The organism is Clostridium guangxiense, assembly GCF_021043395.1.
GTDB lineage: Bacteria > Bacillota > Clostridia > Clostridiales > Clostridiaceae > Clostridium_S > Clostridium_S guangxiense.
Genome location: NZ_JAJNKE010000015.1, coordinates 1 through 16,810, shown reverse-complemented (window position 1 = coordinate 16,810; position 16,810 = coordinate 1). Strand labels below are relative to the sequence as shown.

Sequence of the window (16,810 nt, the reverse complement as noted above, 5' to 3'; positions counted from 1 at the left end):
TTAAATTATTTTCAATACCTACGTTAAATCGTATTATTCTACCATTCCCAATTAATTATATCACTTATTATAGCATATTTATTTTACTAATTTCTTTTACACCATTTATGTTAAACATGTTGTGGTTGCGTAGTAATTGAACATTTGTTATCACCAAGTTAACCCAAGCTCATCACAACGAGCATCACCTTCAGTAAAACAGTTTTTCAGCTCAGCTTATTGAGACACTACAAAGTGGAGGAAAACCGACAATGTTAGGGCGTGCAATTGGAGGATTAGGACGTATTTATAAAACTCAGCATAATCTTACATATATTGATGACGAAACTTATAGGCGTAAGATTCTAACTCAATTAAATCGTGGTGAATCACGTCATAGCCTTGCAAGCGCTGTATTCTATGGTAAAAAAGGAGAACTTCATCAAGCATATAGAGAAGGACAAGAAGATCAATTAGGTGCATTGGGACTTATTGTTAATGCTATAGTTGTGTGGAATACACGTTATATTGAAACAGCCATTGATTCTTTGAAAATTACTGGTTACGATATAAGTGATGTTGATATACAAAAATTATCACCATTAGGTTACGAATATATTAATATTATGGGTATATATTACCTTAATTTACCAGCGGAAATTAAGAATGGTAAATTAAGAACATTATTACTCTAAATATATTTTAAACATATTCCTTAAAAATGAAAAAGGTAGGATTTGAGTCACACTATAAGAAATATAAGACATAACTGAATCTAAAATTATATTACCTCAACTCTACAAATTGGAACTTATGACACTTATTTATGAGATGACGCAATACGAACTGCCGCAGCCATCCCACCATCACCATACGATGGATGATCTATAAAATCATCTGATACTTTGCTTAGAGTATGTTTTATAGTTATCGTATGGAGAATTTCACTTTCCCATCCGTAAAGCCTTGATATAGATGTGGATTCAATACCCAGTATCGCTTCAGTTACATGCTCACGATATGCATTGATATGTTTTTCAATAATAAAGCGCATGAGATCAAGTCGCTTCGACATGCTTTTTACATTTGACGAGTCAGGTGCAGTACGATAGTCTATTAACGGTCTTTCGACAATTCCAATATATGTATCTGGCATAGTTTCCAACATACTTAAAAAGAAATCCCAGTCCTCAAAACCGGAGCACATGGACTCATCATAGCCACCACACTGTTTCCATACTTCACGCCGAAGGATATGTGTTGCCGGGCAACAATTACGTGCGAGAAATGCAGCTATGTTACCTCCGCACGGACAAACTGTTGCATCAAGAACTCCGAAAGTATGCATCCAAGATGAGGCTGCAATCATAGATGGATTATTGCGCAATATGTGGCTAACCTGCTCAATATACGAGGGTTCAAGTCTATCATCTCCATCAAGTACCAACACCATTGGTGTTTGTGCCCTACGAATGCCAGTATTTCTTGCAGCAGATACTCCGCCGTTTGGCTGCTGCAGTACTGTTACTGGAACGGATATGTTGGAATCCAATTTGATATTATTCAATATATTGATGGAGTTCTCATCCGTTGATCCATCATCCACTATGATAATTCTTGCTGGTAGTGTTGTTTGGTTGCACAAAGAACGAACTGCTTCAAGAATCATAGAACCCTGATTAAAACTAGTAATAACTGCTTCGACATCTTTGCTAATATAATGCTTATCATTATTTATATCCACTATAATATCCTCCCTAAATTACTATTTGTCTATGTATTATATTAATAATTTTTACTTTACCATTTTTTACAATTACGATGTAAGCATATAGATAATAATATCATTTTTTACTATAATTTAAAATGAAATCTTGCATATTAATATGTATATAAACTATCCTAAATTAGATTGTAAATAAACTTCTTTTTTTGTTCTCCTGTGATTCCAACATATCTTAAAGTTTGTGATTTTGAAGAATGATTAAATATAGAAAAACTACTCTAATGTTTTAATTTGTTAGAGTAGTTTTCCACTTTTTTAGCACAGTAGTAATTTCCTTCAATAATAAATTGATAGTGTCTTGTGCTTCACATATTAAATTATCAAATCTTTCTTCTACACCTAAAATTCCGTAGTTACGGAAGAATTTTTTCCTTGCACTACCGTGGGAGCGAAGTATTGTTACTTCGTGGTTAGGTACCCTTGGGCTTTTAAAAGTTCAGCAGTTAATACTCCGCCGCCAGCCGCTCCACGTAAAGTATTGTGTGATAGGCAGACAAATTTATAGTCATATACCTTGTCTTCTCTAAGTCTTCCCATAGTTATTCCCATTCCATGTTCAAAATCACGATCTAGTTTAGTCTGAGGTCTATTGTCTTCAGTAAAGTAGTGTAAAAACTTCTTTGGAGCACTTGGAAGATTAGTCACTATTTCTGAAGCTTTATAATTTTCCCAGGCAGACAGTATTTCTTCCTTTGAAGGCTTTTTTTCAAAGCTCACAAAAACAGCAGCTAGATGTCCATCAGATATAGGAACTCTTATGCATTGAGTTGTTATAATTGGACTTTCAGCGTTTACAATCTCATTATTTTCAATTTTACCCCATATCTTTAGAGGTTCATTTTCACTTTTTTCTTCTTCGCCGCCTATAAAAGGTATTACATTGTCAACTATTTCAGGAAAGTCATTAAAGGTTTTACCAGCACCTGATATTGCTTGATAAGTACACGCAAGTATTACTTTAGGTTTATACTGAAGTAGTGCACTTATTGGTGGAACATAACTTTGTATTGAACAGTTTGGTTTAACTGCAATAAAGCCTCTTTTTGTTCCAAGACGCTTTTTTTGAGTTTCAATTATCGCTGTGTGATCTCCATTTATTTCTGGTATAACCATAGGAACATCTTTGGCATATCTATTAGCTGAATTATTTGAAATTACTGGTGTTTCATGCTTTGCATATGCTTCTTCTAGTTTTCTTGTTTCTTCTTTATTTAATGAAATTGCGCAAAATACAAAATCTACGTCACTGCATATTTCGTCAATGCTTAAAGCATCTTTAACCACCAACTTCTTTACACTTTCAGGTATAGGTTCATTCATCTTCCATCTATTTTTAACCGCCTCTTCATAAGTTAGACCAGCAGATTTTTTACTTGCAGCAATGACAGTAACCTCAAACCAAGGATGGTCTTTTAAAAGGCATGCAAATCTTTGTCCTACCATGCCTGTACCGCCTATTAATCCCACTTTCAATTTATTCATAATAGCACCTTCCCTTATAGGGTTATCGACTTAACTATTAATTTATGCGTGTCTCATAGTGCTTTGAAACATGTATAAATTAAGTCTTAGTACGATAATCCTTAATTAATATTTCTTATATATTTATGGTATCATATAAGATTAAATTAGTAAAATTGATAATTTTAATAAGAATAATCAATATTTTTGATTGATAGTTTATAGTACATAAAAGGTACTACAAGTTCTGCAACTTTCGATATGATTTTTATTCCTCCAAGTGTTTAGTAAAAATAAAATTATAATTAAATTTCATTTTTTATATTTTAAATATATTATATAATGAATTATAATAATTATAAAAAACATGAAGTGGGTGCTTTATGAACAGGAAGGAAAAATTAAGTGTACTATCAATATTAATTATTATAATGATAATTTTAATAACAAGGCAATCTTTATTGTTACACAGAGAAATTAGAAATATTAAGCCTCCCACGATGGAAAATAGGCAATTTGGAAATATGAGTATTTACAAGTGGATGACAGTAAAGAGGCTGGCAAAAAAGCATAATATAAAAGAAGAAAATATTTTTAAAGCTTTAGAAATTAAACCTGAAAAAGGTGATGAAGATATGCCAATTTGGAAGTTGTCGAAAAAATATAATAAAAATCCACAGCAAATTGAAGAAAATTTAATGAAGATAATTTCAAGACATAAGCCTACAGAAGGTAGAATATATGAGTAACTTTACGGAATTATTAATACAATATTTTAGAGATTATAATATATGGTTTTTGAGCATTTTAATGATACTTCAAGGGATTGGAGTTCCTATTGGAATGTCTATGTTAGTAATAGCTTGTGGAGCATTTGCATATGCTGGAGAATTTAATATAGTACTTATTGTATTAGAGGTATGGATTTTTGCGTGGATTGGTGATTGTGCGGGATATTTCTTATGGAAAATTATTGGATACAGGCTATTAATTAAGTTTCCTAGATTAAATAGTTATTTTGAACCCAAGATATTAAAAGCACGTAATTATTTGAATAAACATGGAAAATCAGCTGTTTTTTTTACGAGATTTTTAATTTCCCCTATGGGACCATTTGTGAATGCATCAGCTGGTATTGTAAATTATAGTGTAGCTGCGTTTAGTTTATTTGCCTTGCTTGGTGAATTTTTTTGGACGGGTATATATATTGGTCTTGGATACTGGTTTGGCGATTCATGGGAGAGCATAGTACCGTTGGTATCTCAGTTTGGTGAAATCATTACATATGCAGCTATTTTATCATTAATAGTGTATATGTTTATTAAAATTGTTAAAGGTAAAAATAAGAAATAGATTATGACTTAAAAGAATTTTTGTATTAAATAATTTTAATATATAGTACTTGAAAATCATTTTTATAAATGCTACTATACAGGTATGTAAAGGAGGAATTAACATGGAGAAAATTGCAAGTTTTACAGTCAATCATTTAAAATTAAAGCCTGGTGTTTATGTTTCAAGAAAAGACAAGTTTGGTGATGTTGTTATAACTACCTTTGATATAAGGATGACAAGTCCTAATGATGAGCCTGTTATGAATACAGCGGAAGTTCACACTATTGAACATTTAGGAGCAACATTTTTAAGAAATAGTAAGGAATATGCATCAAAAACTGTATATTTTGGACCAATGGGATGCAGAACAGGATTTTATTTGATTTTACATGGAGATTATAAATCCAGCGATATCGTGGATTTATTAAAAGAAATGTATAAGTTTATGGCAGATTTCGAAGGTGAAGTACCTGGGGCTGCTGCAAAAGACTGCGGAAATTATTTGGATATGAATTTATCAATGGCAAAATATTGGGGACATAAGTACTTAACTGAAGTTCTTGAAAATATATCAGAGGACAGACTTAACTACCCAGAATAAGAGATAATTATAGATAGATAAGCGTTAAGTTTTTAGATTTTTCGCAGCGTTAGTTATTTCAACTTTTTAGCTTATCTATCCATATCATGCTATGTTATTAATTGCTACATTTATTTCAAAAGGAAAATCGTAAACTTTCATTTCTATGCAGACTACTTTATCTGCATCTGTTGCAGCAGTAGAATCACCAACTATTCCAATATTTATTAGCACACTAGGGCTTTTTACGTATCTTTCTTTTATGGATAAATTTTCCTCTTTAAAATTAGTTATACCAAGTTGAATTAATGTACTTTTGCTAATACTAAGATAAGAACATATAGACAGGCTTTTCACTTCTAATTTGAAATATAAATTAGGAGCTGAGTTTTGTGAAATATGTTAAAGCAGATGCTGTTTTACCAGATACCTTAGTTAGGAAAATTCAAAAATATGTTCAAGGTGAATATATTTATATTCCTGCTGAATTAAAGAAAAGAAAAAAGTGGGGAGAAAACTCTGGAAACAGGCAATATATAAAGAATAGAAATGAAACCATAAAACGAAGATATAAAAATGGTGACAAAATTACTAAATTGGTAGAAGAGTTTTTTCTATCTGTTCACAGTATAAAAAAAATTATATATGACAAGAAGTAAGTAATTTTTGGATAGGTTAAATTTTTTTTTTAAAATACCTATCCTTTTTTTGTTTTTTGGTATTTTATATATATGAGGTGACTTTTCCATGGAAAATCAAATTACAATTAATAAGGAATTTATAGATAAACTTATAAATGAAAATTTAGAAAAAATCTTTGGCTTTGCAGTAAAGCGAACAGAAGACAGTGTAGAAGCAGAAGATTTAATGCAGGATATACTTTTAGAGGTCTATAAATCTTATGCAAAAATTAAACATTATGAAGGTAAGGAAGCTCTTTTGGGATGGCTTTGGACTGTAGCTAGGTATACATATTATAAGTGGCTTGCAAGAAAAAATAAAAATTCTGTTATATATATTGAAGGAATAGGGACAGAAAAATTAAAATCGCAAGTTAATATAGATGAAAAAATTATAAAAAATGAAGAATACAACTTCTTGCGAAGAGAAATAAGCCTACTTTCTAAAAGTTATAGGGAAGTAGTGGTAAGTTATTATGTTCATGATAAAAAATGTAGTGAAATAGCAGATGAAATGGACATACCAGTAACAACAGTAAAATGGAGGCTTCACGAAGCTAAAAAAATGTTAAAGGAGAAAATGAAAAAAATGAAGAATTATACAGAAAAAACCTATTCACCTGGAAGATTAACTGTTATCATACAAGGAACATTTATATCTCCATATTCAAATTTTTATTTAAAAGGTCAAATAAAAAGTTTACTTAAACAAAATATTCTTCTTTATGCAGCAAATAAGGCTGTAAGTATTGAAGATATAAGTATAGAGCTTGGAGTTCCGAGAGTGTACTTAGAAGAAGATATTGAAGCACTTGTAAGTGAAGATATTTTGAAAAAAGTAAGTAAGGATAAGTATAGAGTGAATTTTCTTATACTGTCAAAGGAGAGCCAGAGAGTAATAAAACCATTGTTAAAAGAATGTGCTGAGACTACATCTAAAAATATAGTAGAAATATTAAAAAAATATAATTTGAAATACGTACGGTATGAAAAAGATTTTAAGCGGTTTATGTGGATTATTTTCCCCAAAATGTTATCTGACTTTTTTGAAGAACAAACTATTTACAGTGAAATGCCTATGAGACCCCATGGAAATAAGTGGCGTATGCTTGGTTTTGAAGAAGAAATATTTAAGGAAGGACAAAGAGAATTTACAGTAAGCAAGTATCCTGGAATTGGATTATTAGAAGTTATAAATTATGAGGAAAATGCAAATGAAAAAATGCTTTCAGAAAAGGAAGGTAAACTTTATATTAAAGTTGTAAAAAATGACGTTCATATAAATATACTTAATAAGGATGAAGAAGAAACCGCATATAGGCTTTTAAATAAAAAAATAATTAAAAAGCAAGGAGAAAATTTAAAATCCAATGTAACTGTTTTTAGTAAAGAAGAATATGGAATGCTAAAAAAAGAAATTGAAGTAATAAAAAATATGATGGATGTAAATTTGTTTAAGAGAATATGGGGCAATGTATTAAATGAATTGTATAAGACATCAAAAACTATAGATAGAAAGGAAATCCAAGAAGATGCTTGCACACTTTTTGATATTTTACAAAAGTATGCTGTTGAATATTTAAAGAACAATGATTTGATAAGTGTCCCTAAAGATGAAAATGAATTTATGGATAATATTTATTTTGTTATAGAAAGAATTGATGAAAATGAATAAAAGTGATTTAAAGAGACTTATGTTAAGCTTAAAACCATATTATCTAATTATGTTTGTATCCAGCATAGTTTTACTTTGTGATGCAGTTATAAAAGTTGGAATTCAATATGGAATTCAGAAGATTATGGATGGTGTAGCTAATAAAAATAATAGTGTTTTTATTAACTATTTGTGCTTTTTAATAATATTAACTGTTGTGGGTATGTTTACGGCTTATTTTTCAAAATACCTTTCAGAAAAATTTTGCAACTTATTTAGCTATAATACTAAAAATAAGCTTATTTCACATGTGCAGAAGTTGCCGATCTATGTTTTGAAAAAATATTCTAGTGGAGATTTAATTTCAAGAGTAAACAATGATTTGCCAATCTTAATTCAATTTCTAAATGGAATTTTGCAGTTCTTATTTAATGTAGTACTAATAGTTTTAGCTTCAACTTACATGATTTACATTAGTCCTAAGCTTTATTTAGTTACCTTCATATTAATGCCGTTATCAACTGTAATTTATGACAAAATAAATAAACCAGCGCAAGCCTATTCAGCAAAATTAATGCAAGATTCCTCAAAGGTAAATAATATACTTCAAGATGTTGTTAATGGAAGGTATGTTTTAAAATCATTTAGACTTGAGAAAATATTTTCTGAAAAGTTTGAAGATATTTCAAAAAGTATAAAATTTAAAAGGCTTAAAGTTGATAAATTAAATGCATATTTAACACCAATTTTTTTAATAGTTAAGTTAGCACCCCAGTTAATATATATAACTTATGGAGGTTACCTTGCTATTCATGGAGAAATGTCAGTTGGAGGTCTTTTTGCATTTTCTACTCTTGTTTTTTATGTTGCAGGGCCAGTAGAAATTATTTTAAACTTTATAGGAAGTGCAAGACAATCTATTCCAGCAGTAAGCAGGATATTTGAAATTATGGATTTAAAAGTGGAAGAAAATAATAAAAAGGATATAGAAGTTAATTTTCAAAGTGATCCAATTGAATTTGAAAATGCAGTATTTTCTTATGATGGGAAGAATAATATTTTTCAAAATATTTCATTTAAAGCTCCCAAATCAAGTTATACAGCTTTAGTTGGAAGCAGTGGAATTGGCAAAAGTACAATATTAAAGCTTATATGTGGTTTTTACAATTTAAGCAGCGGAAAAATAAGGATATTTGGAAATGACATTAGAGACGTAAACCTTAAGAGTGTAAGAAAATTTATAACTTATATGTCACAGGAAAGTTATCTTTATCCTATTACAATCTCTGAGAATATAGCTGTGGGAAAAGAAAATGCTTCTATGGAGGAAATAATATGTGCGGCTAAACTTGCAAATGCTCATGAATTTATAGAAAAATTACCAAATGGTTATGATACTTTAATTGGAGAAGGGGGAGGCGGAATTTCTGGTGGGCAATGTCAGAGAATTGCTTTAGCACGCATGATACTTAAAGATGCTCCAATAGTACTTTTAGACGAACCAACGGCAGCACTAGATGCTAAGGCAGAAGCAATATTAAGTGAAAGCTTAGAAAAAATAACTAAGAATAAAACTATAATAGTTGTGGCACATAAATTAGCAACTATAAAAAATGCTTCAAACATAATTGTATTTGATAAAAATGGCATTATAGAAATGGGAACTCATAGAAAATTAATGGAAAATAAGGGAATATATAAAAGATTATATGAAAGTAGTTTTGGTGCAGATAAGGGAGACTTAGCAATATGATAAATAGTGAATTAAATCAAATTTTATCTCTTATGGGAAAAAGAAAAAAACTATATGTTTTTTCAATGATAGTGGAAAATGCAGTGACTTCCATTTGTTTTAATTTAATAATTGCTTTTATTACTCAAGATGTATTTAATGGCATTATATATGGTAAAATGGGATTAGTAAGAGAGGCTTTATTACTTGCAGCTTTCTCCTTTGTTATAGGAATAATAATAGATCCTATTGCTTCTTACATTAGACATTTGTGTATTAGAAAAACTATGTATGAAGTAAGAAATTCAGCTTTTAATAAATTAGAAAAAATTAAAATTAGTGAATTTGATAAAGAGCACAGTGGAAAATTTATTTCAATTTTAACTAATGATATTAATAATATTGAAGATGCATATGTGACTCAGATAAGATTGCTTTTTTTTGCAGTAATACATAGTTTTACTGCACTTTCAATTATATTTTATATGCAGTGGCAGTTAGCACTAATTATAATTACATTTGGAATTGCTACAATAGTAGTGAACAAATTATTATCACTAAAAATCAGTTTGTTAAATGATAATATGCAAAAAATAATTGGGAAAATTACAGAAAGAATAATAGATTTAATAAATAGCAGTGCGATTACAAAAATGTTTCTTAAGGAAAATAAGGTATATAGCTATTATAAAAAAGAAAGTGACAAGTGCTATGATGTTTCAATGAAGCTTACAAAATTTGATGCTTTATTTGAAGGTAGCAATGTATTTTTGTCAAGCTTTCAATATATGGGAGTTTTAGCTATTGCCCTTTACATTGTATATAAAGGCTATATTCTTGTTGGTACTGTTGCAGCAGTAGTACAGCTTATGGGAAATGCAAATTATGTGTTTCAAAGCATTGGAAATTTTATGAAGGACATTAAAAAGTCATCAGCTTCATTAAAAAGACTTAATGCTTTTATGGAGCTTAAGGAAGAAGCTTTGGAAGGAGAAGAAATATTATTAAATGAAAAAGATGAAAGTTTTGATATAGAGTTAAAAAATTTATATTTTGCTTATGAGGATAAATTAATATTAAATGGAGTGAATTTAGCAGCAAGAAAGGGAAAAATGACTGCCATTGTTGGGTCTAGTGGATGTGGTAAAAGTACTATAATAAAGCTTTTATTGGGTTTTTATAGTGCCGATAAGGGCAATATTTATATGCATTGTAGTGATTTGAGTTCAATTAGAGAAAAAATAGCTTACGTTCCACAAAATCCATATTTGTTTAATGCAACTATTGAAGAAAATATAGCTTATGGAAAAGAAGGAGCTTTAAAAGAAGAAATAATAAATGCAGCAAAAAAAGCAAATGCACATGATTTTATAATGAAGCTTTCAAAAGGCTATGGAACTGTAATTGAGAAAAATGGAGAAAATTTGTCAGGTGGACAAAAACAGCGTATAGCTTTAGCAAGAGCACTACTTAAAAATGCACCTATAATGCTTTTGGATGAACCAACTTCAGCTTTGGACACAGAATCGGAGAAATTAATTGTAGCTTCTCTTGATAAAGCCTGCAAAGATAAAACTTTAATTGTAATAGCTCATAGATTGCTTACAATTAAAAATGCAGATAAGATATATGTTATGGATAGTGGCAAGGTAGTTGAAGAGGGAACACATGAATTTCTTATGAAAAAACAATCGCAGTATAAAAAATTATATCAGCTTCAAATATAATAAAAAATCATCATTGAAAGATGCTTCTGTTCGTCTTTCAATGATGATTTTCATATTTAAATAATGGGGAAATTAATTAAATATGCTTAATCTTTTATTAAATAAACTTAAAACTCATAGGTTCAATCACTGATCCATTGATGATTTCTGATTGAAAACCAAAATTTATAATAACACTTATGCTTTTTTTATTATCATATCTTGTGATGATTAAAACTCTTTCTCCTAGACTGGTTAATTTCACCTTGCCGTCTTTGAAAACTTCATTCGTATTATTAATATTAGCTAGTTCTTTTATATTATTGTATATTTCCTTATTCCAGTTATATTTGTCCCAATCCATGCAGCCTCTGCAATAAGGGTCATTTTCACCTTTAAGACCTATCTCATCACCATAATAAATTAGGGGGATTCCTGGTAATGAAAATAAGAAGGCATAAAAAATTTTTTCTTTATTAATGTTATTTTGACATAAAGTATATATTCTTTCCGTATCATGGGAACCAGCTAAATTTACCATAGAATTTATGTTATCACCATACATGCTATATATAGTATTCCATTCATCAACAAACATTTTTGAAGTAATGCATTGGTTAACTACAGCTTTTTTAATAAGATCCCTTAGTAGATAGTTAGTAACCCCGTCGAAATATCTTGGAACGTAGTCTCCGCCATATCCCCAGATTTCTCCAATCAAATAAAGCTTGGTTTCTTCTCTTATTCTTTTTAGCAATGAAGGTTCAATTTCAAAGGGAACATCAAATCTTATTCCATCGATGCCTTTTCCTTCCCAAAATTTCACAATACTGATTATATAGTTTTGTACTTCTAGATTCTTAGTATTTAATTTTGGTAAAAATGATGCACCTCCACAGGCTTTATATGGCGGGGGAGTTGTTACTACAACAGGGTAATTAAGTATGTGATACCAATTGATGTATTTTGATTTCTCTTGATTAATTAGTATGTCCTTAAATGCGAAAAATTCAGTACTTGTATGATTAAAAACACCATCAATAATAATTTTTATATTTTTTTTATGACATTCCGTAACAAGATTCTCAAAGTCCTTTACTGTTCCAAATGAATCATCTATCTTAAAATAATCAGAAGTATCATATTTATGATTTGAGGGAGACTGAAAAATTGGATTTAAATATATAGCAGTAGCCCCTAAAGCTTTTATATAATCAAGCTTGCTGATAATTCCTTCTAAATCGCCGCCCATGAAACATTCTCTGTCAACTGGACTGTTCCATTTTTTTGAGTTTTGAGGATTATTTAATTCGTTACCATCGCAAAATCTGTCCGGAAATATTTGATATATTATGTCTCTTGTCATTCTTTAACTCCTCCAGTCATCATTCCTTCAATAAATTGTTTTTGACCCAATATAAACACAATAAATACAGGAAGTACTGAAGTTACTGTGCCGGCCATAAGGTAAGGCCATAGTGTGCCATATTTTCCTGAAAAATTTGCTATTCCTACTTGAACAGTGGTAAATTCAGGCCTTGTAGTTACTAATAGGGGCCATAAGAAATCATTCCATCCAAATAAGAAGGTAAATATTGCGAGAGAAGCTGTAGCTGGCTTTGCAAGCGGAAGAATTATTTTCCAGAATATATAAAACTTATTACAACCATCTATTTCTGCTGCTTCATCTAGTTCTTTAGGTATGGTTAAAAAATACTGCCTAAAAAGAAATATACCAAATGGACTAAATAGTCTTGGAATTATAAGCGCTCTGCGCGTGTCTATCCATCCTATTTTCTGAATTATATTGTAAAGAGGTATTATCTCAACATAAAATGGTATCATCATTGTACCTAAAAATAGATAAAATAGAAAGTTTTTGCCTTTAAAGTTTAATCTTGCAAATGGGTATGCTGCCATTGCGGAAATTATTATTGTACCAATCGTTATTGATATTGATACGATAAAACTATTTTTATAATAATTTAAAAATGGAGCAGATTGCCATGCTGTTATATAATTTTTTATTTCAAAATTCTGTGGTATCAAATAAGGAGGACTATAACTAGCTTTCAAGGGTTTTAATGAAGTAGTAATCATCCATAAAAAGGGCAGTATCATAATAAAAGCACCTAAAATTACAATAATATAAGTTAAAATACTACCAAATTTTTTCACTATAATTCTCCTCCTTTATTACTTATTTTAAATTGTACAATAGTAGCTATAAATATGAATAAGAATATAACCCATCCTACTGCAGAGGCATAACCAACATTTCCAGAAGCAAAACCTTCTCTATACATGTAAAGTCCAAGTACATCGCTTGCTCCAACAGGTCCGCCATTAGTCATGACATATACTTGATCAAAGACCTGAAAAGAATCAATAAAGCACATTATTATAAGAAGTAAAGTTGTCGGCTTTAACATAGGAATCGTAATATGTTTAAACTTTTCAAATTTTGTAGCACCATCAATGTCGGCAGATTCATATAAACTATTAGGAATACTTTGCATGGCAGATAAGTATATTACCATGTTATAACCTATTCGCTTCCATATTCCAACGAGTGAAATAGATATAATTACCCAAAAAGGATTTGTGAGCCATGGAATAGATGAAATATGAACATAGTTTAAAAATTTATTAACTATACCTTGAGATGGATCAAGCATATACTTCCATACAACGCCGGCAGCAGCAGTAGCAGTAATTACTGGTATAAAATAAGCGATTCTAAAAATAGATTTAAATTTCAGTTCTTTATTTAATAAATTTGCTAAAAACATACTTATTAATATACTTCCTAAAGTTACTAAGATTGTATAGATAATTGTAATAAATAGAGAATTATAAAAGTTTTTATTGGTAAAGATGTTAATATAATTTTTTATTCCTATAAATTCTTTGTCAATACTAAAACCATTCCACTTCATGGTGCTTAAATAAAATGAATACACTATGGGTATAACGCTAAATAGCATAAACAAGACTATTGCTGGTAACAAAAATGTGTAGGATACAAGATTCTGATTCTTACTTTTTCCCATAATATCACCTCAATCGGTATAAAAATATATTGATTTATTAAGATAATAAATATAAAATATTGTTTGAGAGTTATTTTTGCGCTATAACTCTCAAACGTAATTAATCTTTTTACTAATTATCCAATGCACTATTAACTGCTTTTTCGGCATTTGATAGTGCTTCTTTTACGCTTGCTTTGCCAAAATAAGCTTTTTCTATTTCTTTTGCAAAGTTTAATGATGCTGCAGGATACTGCATCATTGAAGGTCTGGCATGAGCATACTGCTGCTGTTCAACAAAAGGCATAAGTCTTGCATCTGTGCTTTTTACCCATTTTACATAGTCAGCATCCGCTGCTATTTCTTTACTTACAGGCATAAAGAATGTTTTTTCATCCCATTGAATTTGTGTTTTTTTGCTGGTCATATAAGCTATAAATTTTGCAGCAGCCTTATTTTCTTCAGAACTTTTATTAAAAGCAAATATTTGTTCACCACCCATATTCGTAGCGTTTTTTCCACCAGCTGGAGTAGGTATCATATCTGTACCAAAATCAAAATTTAAAGAGTCTTTCCATATTCCGACCATCCATGAACCATCCACTACCATAGCGCATTTACCTTTAGCAAAATCATCCCAAGAACCTACAGGTGCTAATTTTTTATTGATTAGGTTTACTAGAAAGCTTAATGATTTTTCACCTTTTTCATTATTAAAAGCGGCTTTGCCATTTTTAATAAAATCTGCCCCTGATTGCCATAAGTATGGCTGAAGCTGCCAGGTTAATCCTTCACCATTGTCACCTACTTGAGTGTAAAACTCGAAGCCATAAGTTCCAGGAATACTATTTGCTATTTTTTCAGAATAAGATTGAAGTTCATCCCAAGTTTTCGGTGCTTTGTTAGGGTCTAAACCAGCTTTTTTAAATAAGTCCTTATTATAAAATAAAGCAAGGTTGTTTGTGCTAACAGGAAGAGAATAAAGTTTACCATTTTCCTTTCCATATTCTAAAAGTGATGGATAAAAGCTTCCTACATTTATGTTGTTATCCTTTACATATTGGTCAAGCTGAAGTAAGGCACCAGATGATCTAAGTTTAGCCATTCCTGATATATCTGCTGCTGCTAATTCAGGAGTGGTTTTAGAGGTAATTGCCATTTGAAGTTTTGTCATAAGCTGATCATTAGGGATGAACACAGGTTTGACTTCTATATCTTTATTTTCTGAGTTAAATTTTTTTACAAGCTCATTTATTGCCTTACCATTATTTCCATCCCAGTAATGCCAAAACTCAACAACTGTTTTCCTATTACTTTTGCTTCTATCGGTTTTACTTGTAGATTTACATGCTGATAAACCAATTAAAGTGGCAGTACATAAAAACATAGATACTAATTTTATAGCTCTCTTTTTCATGATTTTCCTCCTTTTAGTGTTTTATAAAAAATTTTTTATATTATTAAATTGAAATCTTAATTTTACCATAGATAATCTCTTGAAATTTAAAGCTTTACGGAATTTACCTATATTTTAACTAAATAATTCGCCTCCTCTAGGTATTATTGTAAAATATAAGATATCAATTTATTTCAAAACCTTATGTTGAAGATCTTATATTTATAGATACAGGAACTTTTATACTTCTAGCATCATTTGAATTATCTTTTAGTTTTCTTAATATTTCATTTCCAGCCTGAATTCCAACTTCATATAAATCTGTTTCAATATTGGTGATTGGTGGTTCAACATATTCAGCTAAAGGATAGTTGTCAAAGGTAATAATTCCAATATCATTAGGAATTTTTTTCCCTAATTTCTTGCACTTTAACATGATTTTATATGCATATATATTATCAATACAAATTATTGAATCTACATTGCTAAAGGATTCATTTGGGACAATGGGAATCAATCCCTTTTCTTTAATGTATTTTTTATATCCTATATATCTGTCATTAGCAAAAATTTTATTTGGATCAATACCTGCAAATGCAATTTTTTTGTATCCCTTTTCATACAAATGCTGTGCACATATATACCCAGCATTAAAGTTATCTATATCCACACTGCTTATATTATATTTTTTGTCAAGTTTACCTATTGCAACTATTGGAAGTTTATATTTCTCTATGTTATCTAAATAATTAGATACTATTAAATGGTTTTGAAGAATTAATCCATCGACCATTTTACCATGAAGTACATTTTCAACTGCTAATTTTCCATTTTGTCTTGTATTTTTTCCTAGTAAAAGAAGATTATAACCACCTTCATAAACACTTTTTTCTATGCCTCTAAAAACCTCATATATGAAAGGATTAGCATATACTTTATCCATTGTATTGTCCATTATTAATCCTATGGTATGCGTTGAATAGGTAGCAAGCCCACGAGCTAAATTACTTGGATAATAATTTAATTTATTAATTGCAGCTAAGACCTTTTGTTTAGTTTCATTAGATACTAAGGGACTATTATTTATAACTCTAGATACTGTTGTAGTACCAACTCCAGCCATTTTTGCAACATCATTTATGGTAGCCATTAAAAGACCTCCTTATGCTATGGTAGCGCTTCCAATAATATTGTATTATATTTTTAAATTTATGTAAAATAATTTTTTGTTTGATTTTATAAAAATTAAGTTGCTTAAGTACCGTATTCTTAGTTTTGCTTCAATTATCTTTAAATTAGCTTGTTGCGATAGTTAATTCTATAGTGAAACTAGCTCAACTATAAACTATATATTCACCATAATCCCTTGAAAATTGGTGGTTTGGTACAAATAAACTTTAAAATTGCAATCTCCAAATTTATCCTGATAAACTGGAATTTGTCGAGCACTATAGTGAAGGGTTTTAACT

General features: G+C 29.9%; 16 protein-coding genes. 8 read left to right on the top strand and 8 right to left on the bottom strand.

All coding sequences use genetic code 11. From position 1 onward, the window contains the following. Positions 1-218 precede the first annotated feature (218 nt). On the top strand, positions 219-674 hold the full coding sequence (locus tag LQK79_RS10410; protein ID WP_278279702.1) for a Tn3 family transposase: 456 nt from the start codon (positions 219-221) through the stop codon (positions 672-674). Between the two features lie 125 nt (positions 675-799). On the opposite strand, the gene LQK79_RS10405 is transcribed toward LQK79_RS10410, so the two are convergent. Continuing rightward, positions 800-1,723 carry a glycosyltransferase family A protein gene (locus LQK79_RS10405; RefSeq protein WP_231016488.1) on the bottom strand — a complete coding sequence of 308 codons (924 nt, stop codon included), beginning with the start codon at positions 1,721-1,723 and terminating at the stop codon, positions 800-802. 441 nt (positions 1,724-2,164) lie between these two features. Next, the gene (gene asd, locus LQK79_RS10400; RefSeq protein ID WP_231016487.1) at positions 2,165-3,247 is read right to left on the bottom strand and encodes an aspartate-semialdehyde dehydrogenase; all 1,083 of its coding nucleotides are present in this window, start codon (positions 3,245-3,247) and stop codon (positions 2,165-2,167) included. A 362-nt stretch (positions 3,248-3,609) separates the two neighbouring features. Between asd and LQK79_RS10395 the strand changes: the two genes are divergently transcribed. The 3 genes from LQK79_RS10395 to LQK79_RS10385 all read left to right on the top strand — a co-directional run bounded on the left by LQK79_RS10395 (position 3,610) and on the right by LQK79_RS10385 (position 5,162). Then, a complete protein-coding gene (locus tag LQK79_RS10395; protein ID WP_053243567.1) occupies positions 3,610-3,975 on the top strand; it encodes a hypothetical protein in 366 nt (121 codons plus the stop codon). Continuing rightward, complete coding sequence (locus LQK79_RS10390) at positions 3,968-4,579, top strand: DedA family protein (RefSeq protein ID WP_231016486.1); 612 nt, start codon at positions 3,968-3,970, stop codon at positions 4,577-4,579. Before LQK79_RS10395 ends, LQK79_RS10390 begins: the two co-directional genes overlap by 8 nt. Positions 4,580-4,682: 103 nt before the next feature. Continuing rightward, on the top strand, positions 4,683-5,162 hold the full coding sequence (locus LQK79_RS10385; RefSeq protein ID WP_053243569.1) for an S-ribosylhomocysteine lyase: 480 nt from the start codon (positions 4,683-4,685) through the stop codon (positions 5,160-5,162). Between the two features lie 84 nt (positions 5,163-5,246). On the opposite strand, the gene LQK79_RS10380 is transcribed toward LQK79_RS10385, so the two are convergent. Next, entirely contained in the window at positions 5,247-5,498 is a 252-nt protein-coding gene (locus LQK79_RS10380; protein ID WP_053243570.1) for a hypothetical protein, read from the bottom strand. A 35-nt stretch (positions 5,499-5,533) separates the two neighbouring features. On the opposite strand from LQK79_RS10380, the gene LQK79_RS10375 reads away from it, so the two are divergent. The 4 genes from LQK79_RS10375 (at position 5,534) to LQK79_RS10360 (ending at position 10,934) form a co-directional block, all read left to right on the top strand. After that, positions 5,534-5,800 carry a CD3324 family protein gene (locus LQK79_RS10375; protein ID WP_053243571.1) on the top strand — a complete coding sequence of 89 codons (267 nt, stop codon included), beginning with the start codon at positions 5,534-5,536 and terminating at the stop codon, positions 5,798-5,800. Positions 5,801-5,888: 88 nt separating this feature from the next. Next, positions 5,889-7,496, top strand: coding sequence for an RNA polymerase sigma factor (locus LQK79_RS10370; protein ID WP_231016485.1), 1,608 nt, complete (start codon positions 5,889-5,891; stop codon positions 7,494-7,496). Continuing rightward, positions 7,489-9,228, top strand: a complete 1,740-nt coding sequence (locus LQK79_RS10365; RefSeq protein ID WP_231016484.1) for an ABC transporter ATP-binding protein — start codon at positions 7,489-7,491, stop codon at positions 9,226-9,228. Before LQK79_RS10370 ends, LQK79_RS10365 begins: the two co-directional genes overlap by 8 nt. Continuing rightward, positions 9,225-10,934 (top strand): ABC transporter ATP-binding protein, encoded by a 1,710-nt coding sequence (locus LQK79_RS10360; RefSeq protein WP_053243210.1) that lies wholly within the window; start codon positions 9,225-9,227, stop codon positions 10,932-10,934. The genes LQK79_RS10365 and LQK79_RS10360 overlap by 4 nt, the downstream gene beginning before the upstream one ends. A 97-nt stretch (positions 10,935-11,031) precedes the next feature. Here the strand turns inward: LQK79_RS10360 and LQK79_RS10355 are convergent, their stop codons facing one another. The 5 genes from LQK79_RS10355 to LQK79_RS10335 all read right to left on the bottom strand — a co-directional run bounded on the left by LQK79_RS10355 (position 11,032) and on the right by LQK79_RS10335 (position 16,491). Next, positions 11,032-12,279 (bottom strand): glycoside hydrolase family 13 protein, encoded by a 1,248-nt coding sequence (locus LQK79_RS10355; protein WP_053243211.1) that lies wholly within the window; start codon positions 12,277-12,279, stop codon positions 11,032-11,034. Next, the gene (locus tag LQK79_RS10350; protein WP_231016483.1) at positions 12,276-13,091 is read right to left on the bottom strand and encodes a carbohydrate ABC transporter permease; all 816 of its coding nucleotides are present in this window, start codon (positions 13,089-13,091) and stop codon (positions 12,276-12,278) included. The genes LQK79_RS10355 and LQK79_RS10350 overlap by 4 nt, the downstream gene beginning before the upstream one ends. Further along, entirely contained in the window at positions 13,091-13,966 is an 876-nt protein-coding gene (locus tag LQK79_RS10345; protein WP_053243213.1) for a carbohydrate ABC transporter permease, read from the bottom strand. The genes LQK79_RS10350 and LQK79_RS10345 overlap by 1 nt, the downstream gene beginning before the upstream one ends. A gap of 112 nt (positions 13,967-14,078) precedes the next feature. Beyond that, positions 14,079-15,362 (bottom strand): ABC transporter substrate-binding protein, encoded by a 1,284-nt coding sequence (locus LQK79_RS10340; RefSeq protein WP_053243214.1) that lies wholly within the window; start codon positions 15,360-15,362, stop codon positions 14,079-14,081. A 181-nt stretch (positions 15,363-15,543) separates the two neighbouring features. Further along, complete coding sequence (locus tag LQK79_RS10335; RefSeq protein WP_053243215.1) at positions 15,544-16,491, bottom strand: LacI family DNA-binding transcriptional regulator; 948 nt, start codon at positions 16,489-16,491, stop codon at positions 15,544-15,546. Positions 16,492-16,810: the final 319 nt, after the last annotated feature.